This is a genomic window from Myxococcus sp. NMCA1 (assembly GCF_026810205.1).
GTDB lineage: Bacteria > Myxococcota > Myxococcia > Myxococcales > Myxococcaceae > Myxococcus > Myxococcus xanthus_A.
In genome coordinates this window covers 810,392-823,587 of sequence record NZ_CP113950.1, presented here as the reverse complement: position 1 = coordinate 823,587, position 13,196 = coordinate 810,392, and the positions used below count along the sequence as shown (strand labels likewise).

The following is a 13,196-nucleotide window of genomic DNA, read 5'->3' as shown; positions in this document are numbered from 1 at the left end:
TACTACTCCTCGACGTTCGTTCAGAAATGGCCAGCGCCCGGATGCCGGGCAAGTCCCGTGAGCAAGGTATCCACAGCGACACTGAAGGGGGGCAGCACCTCGATTCCCTGGGGGGTGACGACGAACTCCCTCAGGGTGGGGTCATAGTGGGTGTCACGCATCTTGAAGATGCTCAGCAGCTTGCGCAGGCGGCCTTCAAGCTCGACATGTCTCAGGAAAAAGAGGTTCTCCGCTACAGCGGAAGGGCCGACCTCCATCGGGACGTCCAGCACCGGACCGAAGAGCCGCGGTGTCTCCATGCCGAAGAGGGTGGTGGTCCCCGTGCAACGCAGCTCCTGGGTGAGGGCCGCGAAGAACGAATTGATGCGCGCGGGCTCGGGCGAGGCCTGCTGCATGGCGCTGAGCCCGTCCACGAACACCCGCTTCACGTTGCACCGCCGCACGACCGACAGGAGCTGGTCCGCCAGCACATCGAGAATGCATTCGGAAGGCGGCTGCCAGATGAAGCTGAGCCGTCCGTCCGCCATGGCGCCGCCCATGTCGATGCCCGCGGATGCCACCTTGCCCAGCAGCCGGTTGGGGGGCTCGTAGAAGCCCATGTAGAGGCAGTGCTCACCCTGCTTCAGCCCCTCCGCCAGGAAGCTGCTGCCCAGCAGCGTCTTGCCCGCGCCAGGCGGACCGAGCACCAGGGAGGTGGACCCCGCCGCCAACCCCTCCGGGAAGAGCGCGTCCAGGGATGGAACACCCAAGTGGAGGCGATGGGCGCCCGGGTCCGGCGGCGGCGTGCGCTGGACGCGTGACTCCAACCGCGGGAAGACCTCCAGACCGTCGCTGGTGATGCGGAAGGAGTGGACGCCGTGGAGCGTGGCGCTCCCCCGGAACTTGCGCACCTGCAGCTCGCGCCAGGAACGCACGCCCTGGGTGCGCTCGCGCAGCTCCAGGATGCCATCCACCATGGTGTATTCCGGATGGACGGCGGGACCGTTGGCGCTGGTGAGCAGCAGCGCCGTGAAGCGCGTCAGCCCGGCGGCGACCTGAAGCTCGTGGATGAACTTCTTGAAGTCGCGGCTGCTGCCGGCCGCCTCCTGCGCCTGCACCAGGCCGTCCAGCACCAGGATGCTCGCGTTGTGGTTGCGCACCTCGCGCCGCAAGAGCTCCAACAACCCCGGCAGCCCCTGCTCCTCCAGCGTGCGGAAGCCGCTGATGTAGTAGACGCCCTCGGGCAGCAGCGCCGAGTCGAAGAAGGCCATGTCCCGCATGTTGGCCAGCATGCGAGCGTGGGACTCCGCGAGCAGCGTGACATACAGACACCGCGCGCCAGCGCGCCCCTGGTGATAGCAGAGCTGGTTGGCGAAGAGGGTCTTCCCCGCGCCCGGCTCCCCCACGACGATGTAGACACCCGACGACACGAGGCCGCCGCCCAGCACGGCGTCAAGCCCAGGCACGCCAGTCGATACGCGTGCGTCCTGCCGTGCGGGTTGCTCGGAAGAGGACATGATGTCCGTTCCATACCGTAATTCGCCCCAGCACGCGCCTCGGAATGTGAGAAGAGAGCCGCGCGGACCGTGAACGACGGAAGGGCCTCAGCGGTCGGCGTCCAGCAGGGTGCGCAGGTCGTCGGGAATGGGCATGGGCGTGAGGATGCCCACGTTCACGCCACCAGTGTTTCCCAACGGCGCCCGCCCGAGCCATGAGCCTGGCGCGGCGACCAGCAGCCGCACCACCTGCCCCACCCACTCCGCGGCGTTCCGCCGGCGCCACCCGAACCCCAGCATGCGCCAGTGCACCCGCACGTGAGGGCCCGCGTGGGCCTGGCTGAGGACGTGGGCCCGCTCGAGGTGCCGCCAGGCACGCACATGCTCCGAACGCGACTCCGCTTCATGGGCCTCGCGCAGCTCCGCTTCGAAAGCGGCGCGCAGCTTCGCCTTCATCGACATGGATTCTTCCTGGTCATGTCGCCACCTTCGCGTCACGAAGCCCCCGCCGGCTTGTAAGAACGCGCTATCGCGAGGGCGGGCGCACCCACTCCACCACCCCGGCAATCTCCGAGGGCTTGAGGCCGAAGGTGCGGCGGAAGGCGTGGTTCAGGTGCGCGCTGTCTGTGAAGCCCGCGGCGTGCGCGGCCTCGGTGAGGGACGCGCCTTGTTGCAGGTGCCCGGCGGCCCGGTGCAGGCGCAGCCAGAGGATGTAGGGCCGCAAGGGGAAGCCCACCTGCGCGCTGAACAGATGCGACAGCCGGCCCACCGACAAGCCCACGCGCGGAGCGAGCGTGGCCAGCCGCACGTCTTCATCCAGCGCCTCTGGCAGCAGCCGCAGCAGCTTCTTCACCGCGGGGTGGGTGGGCTTCGCGACGCCCGCGTCGGCTTGGAGCTCACGCAGCAGGGCCTGCGTCTGCGCCTCGGCCTCCGCCCAGCGCACCGGCAACCGGTCGATGCCACAAGCCCTCAAACGCTCGCCCGCCGCGTCCCACGCGGCTGCGTCCGCGCCAATGCCCAGCGTCGCCAGCCGGCGGCCCACCAGGTCCTCCGCGGGGACGTGGAGCAGCACCGTGGCCAGGGCGCCTTCAACGATGGCGTGCTCGGCGTCCGGAGGAACGACGGCCGCCTGGCATTCGACCTCCTGCTGACGGGCGTCGCGCAGGCGCACCCGCGCGCCCAGGGACAGCAGGACCTGGAAGGTGGGGTGGGCATGCGGGTCCGTCGGAGCGAGTGGCCCCGCGTACATCAAGCGCCGGGGACCGAAGAAGACGCGCCCCAGCCAACGGTCCTCACGGGATGACTTCGCTCGGGCACGGGTGGGGCGAGGAGGCGTCATGGGGCGGGCTCGGTGCGCCATCATCGCATGTCTCCGCCTGTGCATTCCCCGCGCGGAAGCAAGGCCTTGCACCGGGGCGCCCCGGCCTGCCCGGCCCCGGAGATTTGGCGGACGATGCACCACTGGCCGTAAGGGGCCGGTGGCGCCGGGCTCCCCGGGTGTATTGATTGAAGGGGCCTGAGACACGGGAGAGCCCCCGCTCCAGGGGAGGGAGCGCGCCATGTCGGAGAGGGAGCCGGGCCTGGACGCAGCCGGGGTCGTCAGCCCCCCTGCCCGGAGTGGACATGACACGCTGGTCGACAACGTCGATGGCATCGTCTGGGAGGCAGACCCCGCCATCCGCTTCATCTTCGTCAGCAAGCAGGCGGAGCGGCTGCTCGGCTATCCGGTGGAGCAGTGGCTCACGGAGCCCGACTTCTGGGTGGAGCACCTGCATCCGGACGACAGGGACTGGGCCTCCACCTACTGCCGCTCCGCGGTGGAGCAATGCCTTCCCCACGAATTCGAATACCGGATGCTGGCCGCGGACGGCCGCATCGTCTGGCTGCGTGACATCGTCACCGTGCTGTCCAAGGACGGCCACGCCCACCGGCTTCACGGCCTCATGGTGGACGTCACCGAGCAGCATCAGGCCCAGGAGCGGCTGGAGCAGACGGTGTCCCTGCTGGAGGCCACGCTCGACTCGACGGCGGACGGACTGCTGGTGGTCGACCGGGACGGACACATCACCGCCTGCAACCGCCAGTTCGAGCAACTCTGGGGACTGACGGGACTGGCGGCCTGCACGCACGACGCGACGTTGCTCGCGGCCGTGCGCGAGAAGCTGAAGGCCCCGGACGCCTTCCTCTCGCGGGTCCAGGCCCTGTACGAGGAGCCATGGCAGGAGAGCTTCGGCATCATCGAACTGCGCGACGGCCGCATCCTGGAGCACTACTCCCTGCCCCAGCGGTGGCGCGGGCTCATCACCGGCCGCGTCTGGAGCTTCCGCGACATCACCGAGCGCGTGCACGCACAGCGCACGCAGGAGCGGCTGCTGGACGAGGCGCACGAGGCCATTCGCGTGCGCGACGACTTCCTCTCCATCGCCGCCCACGAGCTCAAGACGCCCCTGACGCCGCTGCGCCTCCACCTGGAGCTGCTGAAGCGGACGCTGACGGCCAAGGAGCCCATCGCACCGGAGCGCGTGGACAAGGCCATGGCGCAGGTGCACCGCCTGTCCGCGCTGGTCAATGACTTGGTGGACGCCTCCAGCGTGGAGGCGGGCCGGCTGAAGCTGCAACGTGAGCCCGTGTCGCTCCTGGAACTGGCGAACGAGGCGTGCTCGGAGTTCCGCGCCCTCAGCGCGGAGCATGCCTTCACGTGCGAGCTTCCCCAGGAGGACCTCCTCGTCATGGGCGACCGGGGCCGGCTGTCGCAGGTGCTGGCCAACCTCCTGGAGAACGCCGTCAAATACAGCCCGCTGGGCGGCACCGTGCGCGTCTCCCTGTCTCATGCGGACGGCAACGCCGTGCTCAGCGTGGCGGACGGCGGCATCGGCATCTCCCAGGAGGAGCAGGCGCACCTCTTCGACCGCTTCTTCCGCGCGAGCAACGCGCCCGTGTCCGGCTTCGGGGGCCTGGGCCTGGGGCTCTACATCTGCCGGGACATCATCGAACGGCACGGCGGCCACATCTGCGTAGACAGCGAGCCGGGCCGAGGCTCCACGTTCCATGTCTCGCTGCCCGTGCTCACCGCGACGGCGCAGCGGGAGGCCCATCCCTGACGCGGGTCACCGCAGGACGGTGCCACTGCTGAGCCGTGACACGGCGCCGTGCAGCATGCCCAGTTGGCGGGGCACCCTTTCGAGCAACGCGCCGAAGACGGGGTCATCCGTCTTGCATGACACCTTCAACGGCGGCAGGGGCGGCGGCACGCGCCGGTCCCTGAGCGCGTCCGCGAGTTCGTCGAGCGCGCGCCCCGCCTGGTGCGCCAGCTGCTTCAACTGGCCGGGGACCTCCGCCTCCGGCCGCTCCATGCCCAGGGCCGTCACCACGGTGGCGAAGCGGCGCGCATAGGTGATGACGGCCATGCCTGACTCGAGCTGCTGGGGCGGGCCGTGGTACTCGGCGGTGAGCCGCTCGAAGGAGGCCTCCGCGTCCAGCAGCGCCAGGCCGAAGGTGCGCCGCGCGGCGCCCACCTCGGGCCGGGTGCCGCTGCGTCGGGAGATGACCTCGCGCAGGTATTCACCATCCGCGCGTAACGCGGCCGCCGCGGCTTCTGGGAAGCGGCGGCGCTCCGGCATGGGCCACAGCAGCCACGCGCCCATCAGCGCCAGCGCGCAGGCCACCAGCACGCCCAGCGCGCGCTGGCCGGCGAGGCTCCAGTCCCCCGAGCTCAACGTGGCCAGCAGCAGGTAGTCGGGCGTGAGCAGAATCTGGAAGGCACCGAAGTTGATGGGCAGCAGGGACACCGACACCGCCGTGAGCAGGACGATGACGGCGAGCAGCGCGGAGGGGGAATGCACGCGCGTGGCAATCACCGCCGCCAGGCATGCGCCCAGCAGCGTCCCGCCGACGCGCTGGAGCGCGCGCTCCTCGGTGATGGCCGAATACGGTTGGAGGATGGCGATGACGGTGAGGCTCACCCAGTGGGCGTCGCGGATGCCCAGCGCCCGCGTCACCACCAGCGCCGTCGTCGCCACCAGCCCCACGCGCAGCGCGTGCCGGAAGACGAGCGAGTCGGAGCGGAGGTGGTCGCGAAGCGGGGCCAGCCACGAGCGCGCGCGCCGCTGCTCATGGCCCACCACGCTCCGCCCGCGGTCGGACACCGGGTCGCCATGGAGCAGGCCCGCGGCCGTCTCGTGCGCCACTCCCGCCAGTTCCCGCAGCTTCCCGAAGAGCGCCTCCACGTGGATGGACAGCGGGTCCTCGCGGCTCCGGATGCCTGGAGCGGGCCGGTAGTGCCGTCTGCGCGAGCGAGGCACCATCCGGGGCGCGCGCGGGACGCCCTCATTGCGCTCGCGCACCAGCACCTGCTCCACCCAGCTCGCCATGGCCGCGTAGGCGTCACACAGCGAGTCCACGCGCGCGCGCAGCGGCAGGAAGCGGGGCTCGCGCACGGCCGCCTCCATGGCCTCGGCCAGGGCGATGAGCTGGGCGGACATCGGCTCGCACGTCTCGAGCAACACGAGCAGGTGCTCGCCCCGCCGGGACTTGCCCAGATTGCTGCCGCGCATGGCCCCCAGCGTGGCGCGCGCCTGCTCCATGAGGGGCCGCACGCTCATGTGCCGCTCCGCGGCCTCCACCCACTCCTGGGAACTGGCGCCCTCGCGCGACAGGCGGCCCAAATCCCAGCACGCCTCCGCCAGCTCCCGGTACACGCGCGCGATGGCCCTCCGCGCCGGGCGGTAGGGCCGCAAGGGCCACAGCACCAGGGACAGCATCATGGCCCACAGGCCGCCGAAGAGCAGCCAGAAGGCGCGGGCCAGCGCGGCATCCACGCCCACCGCGGGCGCGCCCAGCGACACGACGAAGATGACCGCGAGCTGCCCGCCGACGGAGCCCGCCGTCTCTCCGTAGCTCCGCGCGAAGGCCGCCGCCGTCACCCCCAGCCACATCAGGGACACGTCCAGCCACGGCGTGGACCCGCCCGGGGCGCCCAGCGCGCCCACCAGCGCACCCAGCAGCGTCACCGCGCCCAGCTCCTTCGCGCGCGTCCGGTACGAGCCGCCCTTGTCCGCCAGTGAGACCAGGAGGCCGGACAAGCCCCCCCAGCTCGCATCCTTCACACCCAGCAGGAACGCGAGGACCAGGGGCACGGCGGTGGCCAGCGCGGTCCGCAAGCCCGCGCCAATGGCGGGCTTTCCTGGCCGGACGCGGAGGACGGAGCGCAGGTGTCTCAGCAGTCGGCGCATCCTGGAGCGTTGACACCGTGCGGCGCGGAAGGAACCTCCGCCCTCCCTCTCCGGGCACCCCCGCGGCCAGGGGAGCCGGCGCGCCCGGGCTCGTGCGGCCAGGACTCGCGGCGGGATTGCGCTACCGGCGCGCCGCGCATGCCGTAACGTGCCGGCCCTGCCAAGGAGCGACACTTCGTGGAGACCCTTGTCCGAATCGCGGAGAGCCTCGGCCGCTTCTCTTCGCGCTTCGTCCCCAGTGCGTTCGCCATCGCCGTCCTGCTCACGCTGCTCACCATGGCGCTGGCCACCGGCTGGGCCGGCGCCGCGCCGCCCGCCGTGCTGGATGCCTGGGGCGGCGGTTTCTGGGAGCTGCTCGGCTTCTCCATGCAGATGGCGCTGGTGATGTTCACCGGCTACCTGCTGGCCCTCACCGGCCCGGTGCGCGCGCTGCTGGAGCGCGCGGCGCGGGTGCCCCGCACGCCTCGGGGCGCGGTGGCGTGGATGGCCTTCGTCTCCATGGCCCTGGCCTACGTCAACTGGGGCCTGTCCCTGGTGGCCAGCGCCATGCTGGTGCGCTTCATGGTGAAGCGCCGGCCGGACGTGGACTACCGGCTGCTGGTGGCGTGCGCGTACTTCGGACTGGGCGCCACCTGGCACTCGGGCCTGTCCGCCTCCGCGCCGCTGCTGGTGGCCACGCCGGGCCACTTCCTGGAGAAGAGCCTGGGCGTGCTGCCCATCGACAGGACGCTCTTCTCGCCCTTCAACATCGGCCTCACGCTGGTCGTGGTGGCGGGACTGACGCTGCTGGCGTGGGTGCTGCACCCGAAGCCGGAGAACACCGTCCGCGTGGACCCGGCGGTGCTGGAGTCCCTGGGTGACTTCACCCCGCCCCCGCGCCCCGCCGAGCGCGGCTTCGCCTTGTGGCTGGACCACTCGCGGCTGCTCAACACCGTCATCGGCGTCCTGGGGCTCGTGTGGCTGGCGCGGCACCTGTGGATGAACGGCGGCTGGCGCGCGCTCAACCTCAACGTGGTGAACTTCACCTTCCTGGTGCTGGCGGTGCTGCTGCACGGCACCCCCGCGCGGCTGCTCAAGGCCAGCGAGGAGGCCGGCACCGTGCTGCACGGCATCGTCCTCCAGTTCCCGCTGTACGCGGGCATCTACGGCATCTTCAAGGCCACCGGCCTGACGGAGCGAATCGGCGAGCTGTTCGTGTCGCTGTCCACGCGCGAGACGTTCCCCGCCATCGTCTACCTGTACAGCGGCGTGGTGAACTACTTCGTCCCCTCCGGCGGCTCGAAGTGGGCCATTGAAGCGCCCTACCTCCTGGACGCCGCGACGCGGCTGGGCGTGGCGCCGGAGAAGGTGGTGCTGGCGTATGCGTGGGGTGACATGGCCACCGACCTCATCCAACCCTTCTGGGCGCTGCCGCTGCTGGCCGTGGCGCGCTTGGAGTTCAAGGAGCTCCTGGGCTTCCTGCTGGTGGCCTTCCTCGTGTACCTGCCGCTGGTGACGCTGGCCTTCTTCCTCTTCGGCTGAGCGGCGGCGCGGGGTGTGGTAGACCCAGCCTGGCAAGGCGGGCCTGGGGGCCTGCCACATCACGAGAACGAGGGGACTTGAGATGGCGAAGATGCTGACGCGGAGCCTGCTGTGCGCGGTGCTGGGAATGTCGCCGGTGGCCATGGCGCAGGACGCGGAGCCCGCCGCCGCGCAGGTGAAGGCGCCGGACGCGGACGCGGTGCGTGACACCTGGAACTACTTCTACAAGGGCCAGGGCCAGAGCCCCGTGCTGGTGGAGGCCAAGGTCTGCACCGAGGTCGCCAAGGAAGGCCCCAACAAGTACGAGTGCACCACCGAGGTCGGCCCGGAAGGCATCAAGGCCGGCACCAGCGTGATGCTGTGGCAGGCCTACCTGGTGCCTCAGGGCGACTCCGTCGAGGACATCATGGTGCAGTCGAAGCAAGGCGCCGTCGTCCGTGAGACGAAGGACGTGAAGATCAAGGGCGAGGGCTGGCGCGCGCGGCAGTGGACGGGCCTGCGGCTGAACAAGCCTGGCACCTGGACGGTGTCGGTGCTGCGCGGGGACCAGGTGCTGAAGGAGATTCAGGTCAAGGTGCTCTGATTCACCCCTGAAGCAGGTGGAAGCACCCAGCGCCCGCCAGCGGCCCTCAGGCCACCTGGCGGGCGTTCGCTTTGGCGCACCAGGCACACACCTGCCCTCAAGATCGGGCAGGCCGTCGTTTTTCCTCCGACGTTCCCTGCCGGACAGGGAGTTTTTTCAGCGCACCCGACACCCGCCTCTGTCCCGGGGGCAATGTTCCGCCCGTTTCCAGAGGAGAGCCGACCCGCGACGGCGTCTGGCAATGCCCTTGCACAAGCGCTTCCGCGGTTGAGGGGCAGGGGGTTGTCGGGGCTGGGGTTGGGGGAGAGGCCGGGGCGGGGATGGTGGGGAGGCGGCGATGGGCAATCGGGGTGCTGGCGTTCGGGCTTCTCCTGGCGGGGTGCGGGGAGAGGGCGCACGCGGCAGCCCGCGCTCCGGGCTTGGAGGTGGCGGGGTCGGCTGCAGGTGAGGGCGAGGGGGTCCTGGCGTGGACGCGTCCGCTGGTACTGGGGGACAGCGAAGCGCCACATGCCGTGGTGGCTCCCGACGGGGACGTCCTCGTCGCGGCGACCTACCGTGAGCCTCTGGACCTTGGGGGAGGCCCCCTGCCCTTCAACCACGTATCAAAAGCGCCTCACCTGCTGGTGGCGCGCTTCTCTTCGGAAGGCACCCTGCGCTGGGCGCATGGGCTGACACCGGCGGCAGACACCGCGCGCGCGCACGTGGGCGGGCTCACCGTGGATGGCGAAGGCAACGCGTGGCTGGGCGGCGTCTCCGCCGGCTTCGCGCTGGGCGAGGTGAAAATCCCGCCCGGAGCCTTCCTGGCCCGGCTGTCGCCCCAGGGCGCGCTGGAGCGCGTGCGGAACTTCAACGGCACGGGTGCGCTCACCGTCAATGCGCTCGCGCCGGACGGCACTGGCGGCGTGGTGCTGGTGGGAGACTTCCAGGGCCAACGCGACTTCGGCGACGGCGTGAGGGAATCCCCTCAGGGCCAGCGCTCCGCCTTCGCGGTGAGCCTGGACGCCAGCGGCCAGACGCGCTGGAGCCGCACCTGGGCCGCGGGGGATGAAGGCCTGGTGACGGCCCGGGCCGTGGCGGTGGATGTCTTTGGCGGCGTGCACGTCGCGGGTGCCTATGCGGGCTCCGTCTGCTTTGGCGGGCCGACGCTCGTCACGGTGCGCCAGCGCTCGCCTTTCGTGCTGAAGCTGTCTTCAGACGGCGCGCACGCCTGGAGCCGGGACTTGCGTGGCACCGAGGGCACCGCCAATGCCCTGGCGGTGGGCCCCGACCGCGTCTTCGTCGGTGGGAACTTCTCCGGACGCTTCTACTTCCGGGGGAAGCCTCACACCTCCAGCGGCTACCAGGGTTTCGTGACTGTCTTTGATACCCATGGCAAGGAACGTTGGGCGCGCTCCTTCGCGGCCACCGCCACCGCGCTGGCCACGGATGATGCCGGGCAGCTCACCCTGGCGGGCTCGCATGATGGCGGGCTGGATTTGGGCGGCGGCGGCGTGCCCGCGGGCCTCTACGTGGCCAGGTTCCACCCGGAGGACGGCGCTTCGCTCTGGGTGCGCAGCTTCACCAGTCCAAGCCCCACCCTGGCGCGCACGGTGGCGGTGGATGCGAGCGGCCACGCGGTGGCGGCGGGCGCGTTGGCGCGCTCGCTTCCGGAAGGCACGCCCTACCCTCGCCCGCAGGATGGATTCCTTCTCCGCCTGAGGCCCTGAGGGACAGCCAGCGCGGAGCCCGCGACTTCAGCACGTGAGAATCACGGCCCTGCTGTCCACGTTGAGGACTTGAGGCCCCGCGGGCAGCGCCACCAGCGGCGTGTCCCAGTGCGCGTGGCCACAAATCACCAACAGGTCGTCACGGGCCGGCAGGCCCTCCCGGATGGCCGCGCTTCCACGCATGCGCGTTCCAGGCACATCGGGTCCCTGGTGGAGCACCAGCAGCTCCGGGTCCTGCCGTATGACGTCACGAAGGCTCCGGAGAAACGCCTCTTCGTCGCGCCGGCCCGGCTTGTCCGGACGGCCGATGATGCCGCTCACGCCGCCCACCCGAAGCCCATCCACATCCACCACGTCGCCATCGAGCATCTGCTGCTCCGGACGCTGGCGGAAGAACTGCGCCCGCTCGCGCGCAGTGCCAAAGGTGTCGTGATTTCCTGCCACGCCCGCCACCCAGCGGAACTGTCGTCCAAAGGCATCCCATACGGACCGCACGTCCCCTGATGCCCCCCGCACCAGCGCGGTGTCGTCGGAGAACAGGTCCCCCGCCAGCACCACGCCCGTGTGCTCAAGCGGAGGCAACACGCCCTCCGCACTCAAGGACGCGAGCCCATCCGCCAGGACTTCTCCCAGCAGGGCCACCGCGCCTCCCAGCAGCGCGCGAGGCGCCACTCCCTGCAGGTCCGACGTCACCACCAGGGCATCCAGCCCCGCTGGCAATGCGTCGACCTTCCCCTGCAGGAGGGGCAGGTTCTGGGTTTCGGTTCCACCTCTGGGGGCCGCGGAGAGGTAGGGCCACAGGTACAACGGTTCCGCTTCGAGCTTCAGGATTCGCATGGCGCCCAGGGTCGCCCCGGGTAGCGCCTTCCTGACAGCCACGGTTCGCCCCAACTGGGGCCACGACCTCGGGCCCCAGCGAATTGGATACCGCGGGCAGCGATTAGAACAGCCGCAGCAGGGACAGCGAGACGTTCGCCGTGGCGGAGCGCACGCCGCCGAGGATGCACTGAGTCACCCCGGGCACGGACGACACGTCCATCGTCTTGATGGCGAGCGCGTTCTCATACCGGCCGCTGGAGACCCGGCCCAGCAGCGTCACCATCGTCATCCCCACCGGCCGCACATCCACCCCACCGATGAACTCGATGACGCTCTGCGAGCCGTCATTCCAGGTCACGGTGTTCTGGGTGGGCACGCTCGCCATCAGACAGCTCGCCGCGCCGTTCCCGGTGATGGTGAACGAACCAAAGGCAATCCCAGGGTTCGTCGCATCCAGACAGGACGAGAACTGCCCCGAGCCCGTCACGCTCACCGGGCGGGCGAAGAGCGAGATGGCCGGCGCGTAGTTCTGGCTCTGGTTTCCCTGCGTGCACTCGACCAGGGCGAACTCGGGTGGGGGAACCTGCGCGAACGCCGCCGCGGGAGCGACAGTGAACGCCAGCGCGGCAATACCACTCACGCAATTGGCAACAGCGAATGAGGACTTGAGAGACAGGCGCTTCATGACGGCCTCCAATGCAGCGGGGGGGAGGCGCCAAGATTGAGAGGCAGCCGTCATGCAGCCATTGCCTCGGAGAGCCAGCGCCCGTCATGCGCCTGCCAGTCTTCCCGGCCGGCTCTCAGAAAATGAAAGGCTCGCGAATCTGCGTTGTGGCGGAGGTGCTCGGAGCACCTCCGAGCACCTCGGCCGGCTCAGCTCGCGTGCAACCACTCGCGCAGCTTGGTGGTGGTCAGCTCGATGGCGCCCCGCGTCGCCGGCGTCTGCGCCAGCGCATTGAGCATGACGAAGTCGTGGTGCGTCCCCAGGAAGCGGACCTGGGTGACGTTGACACCCGCCTCGGAGAGCTTCGCCGCGTAGGCCTCACCCTCGTCACGCAGCACGTCGTTCTCATCGGTGATGACCAGCGCGGGAGGCAGCCCCTTGAGCTGGTCCAGTGACGCCCGCAGCGGGGACACATGCGGGTCCACGCGCTTGCCGGCCTCCGGCAGGTAGGCATCCCAGAACCACTTCATCGCCTTGCGCGTCAGCCAAGGCCCCTCCGCGAACTCCTGGTAGGAGCCGTTGTCGAAGTTGGCGTCGGTGACGGGATAGAAGAGCACCTGGAAGCGGATGGACGGGCCACCACGCTCCTTCGCGAGCATGCTGACGACGGTCGCCATGTTCCCCCCGACGCTGTCCCCCACCAGCGCCATGCGGCGGGCGTCCACGTTGAACTCGTCCGGGTGCTCCGCCACGTACTTCGTCGCGGCATAGGCCTCTTCGATGGCCACGGGGAACTTGTTCTCAGGCGAGCGGCCATAGTCCACGAACACCGCGGCGACATTCGCCCCCTTGACCAACTCCCGCACCAGCCGCTCGTGCGTCCTGGCATCTCCCATCACCCAGCCCGCGCCGTGGACGAACATCAGCACCGGCAGGCGCTCCTTGCTCCCCTTCGGCCGGAAGAGCAGCGTCCGGACGGAGCCCCTGGGCCCCACGGGCAGCTTGCGCTCCTCCACGTCCGCGTCCGGCATGGACACTGGAATCGACTGCGCCTTGAGGAGGACTTCCCGCGCCTGCTCTGGCGTCAGGGTGTACAGCGGCGGGCTGTTCGACGCCGCCAGGTCCGAGACGAACTTCTGTGTGGAGGGGTCCAGGTTCATGCGCGCTGCTCCTTGGTCCGGCGCCCAGGGATGGACG

At 70.1% G+C, this 13,196-nt stretch carries 11 protein-coding genes; 4 read left to right on the top strand and 7 right to left on the bottom strand.

Annotated features, from left to right (window positions below; genetic code table 11):
* Positions 1–20: 20 nt before the first annotated feature.
* From OZ403_RS03655 to OZ403_RS03645, 3 genes are all read right to left on the bottom strand, one after another.
* The gene (locus tag OZ403_RS03655; protein ID WP_268783480.1) at positions 21–1,496 is read right to left on the bottom strand and encodes an ATPase domain-containing protein; all 1,476 of its coding nucleotides are present in this window, start codon (positions 1,494–1,496) and stop codon (positions 21–23) included.
* An 87-nt stretch (positions 1,497–1,583) separates the two neighbouring features.
* Positions 1,584–1,937 (bottom strand): DUF3703 domain-containing protein, encoded by a 354-nt coding sequence (locus OZ403_RS03650; protein ID WP_268783479.1) that lies wholly within the window; start codon positions 1,935–1,937, stop codon positions 1,584–1,586.
* 64 nt (positions 1,938–2,001) lie between these two features.
* Positions 2,002–2,814 carry a helix-turn-helix domain-containing protein gene (locus OZ403_RS03645; protein WP_268783478.1) on the bottom strand — a complete coding sequence of 271 codons (813 nt, stop codon included), beginning with the start codon at positions 2,812–2,814 and terminating at the stop codon, positions 2,002–2,004.
* Positions 2,815–3,034: 220 nt separating this feature from the next.
* Here OZ403_RS03645 and OZ403_RS03640 point away from each other — a divergent pair, with 220 nt between their 5' ends.
* Positions 3,035–4,576, top strand: coding sequence for a PAS domain-containing sensor histidine kinase (locus OZ403_RS03640; RefSeq protein ID WP_140787258.1), 1,542 nt, complete (start codon positions 3,035–3,037; stop codon positions 4,574–4,576).
* Between the two features lie 6 nt (positions 4,577–4,582).
* Here the strand turns inward: OZ403_RS03640 and OZ403_RS03635 are convergent, their stop codons facing one another.
* The gene (locus OZ403_RS03635) at positions 4,583–6,706 is read right to left on the bottom strand and encodes an FUSC family protein (RefSeq protein ID WP_140787257.1); all 2,124 of its coding nucleotides are present in this window, start codon (positions 6,704–6,706) and stop codon (positions 4,583–4,585) included.
* Between the two features lie 177 nt (positions 6,707–6,883).
* Between OZ403_RS03635 and OZ403_RS03630 the strand changes: the two genes are divergently transcribed.
* From OZ403_RS03630 to OZ403_RS03620, 3 genes are all read left to right on the top strand, one after another.
* Entirely contained in the window at positions 6,884–8,227 is a 1,344-nt protein-coding gene (locus OZ403_RS03630; protein WP_268783477.1) for a short-chain fatty acid transporter, read from the top strand.
* 82 nt (positions 8,228–8,309) lie between these two features.
* Positions 8,310–8,810, top strand: coding sequence for a hypothetical protein (locus OZ403_RS03625; protein ID WP_140797180.1), 501 nt, complete (start codon positions 8,310–8,312; stop codon positions 8,808–8,810).
* Between the two features lie 512 nt (positions 8,811–9,322).
* Positions 9,323–10,516 carry a hypothetical protein gene (locus OZ403_RS03620; RefSeq protein ID WP_268783476.1) on the top strand — a complete coding sequence of 398 codons (1,194 nt, stop codon included), beginning with the start codon at positions 9,323–9,325 and terminating at the stop codon, positions 10,514–10,516.
* Positions 10,517–10,543: 27 nt separating this feature from the next.
* Here the strand turns inward: OZ403_RS03620 and OZ403_RS03615 are convergent, their stop codons facing one another.
* The 3 genes from OZ403_RS03615 to OZ403_RS03605 form a co-directional block, all read right to left on the bottom strand.
* The gene (locus OZ403_RS03615) at positions 10,544–11,353 is read right to left on the bottom strand and encodes a metallophosphoesterase family protein (protein ID WP_140787250.1); all 810 of its coding nucleotides are present in this window, start codon (positions 11,351–11,353) and stop codon (positions 10,544–10,546) included.
* Between the two features lie 103 nt (positions 11,354–11,456).
* Complete coding sequence (locus OZ403_RS03610) at positions 11,457–12,020, bottom strand: hypothetical protein (RefSeq protein WP_237078018.1); 564 nt, start codon at positions 12,018–12,020, stop codon at positions 11,457–11,459.
* Positions 12,021–12,208: 188 nt separating this feature from the next.
* Entirely contained in the window at positions 12,209–13,159 is a 951-nt protein-coding gene (locus OZ403_RS03605) for an alpha/beta hydrolase (RefSeq protein ID WP_140797178.1), read from the bottom strand.
* Between the last annotated feature and the right edge of the window lie 37 nt (positions 13,160–13,196).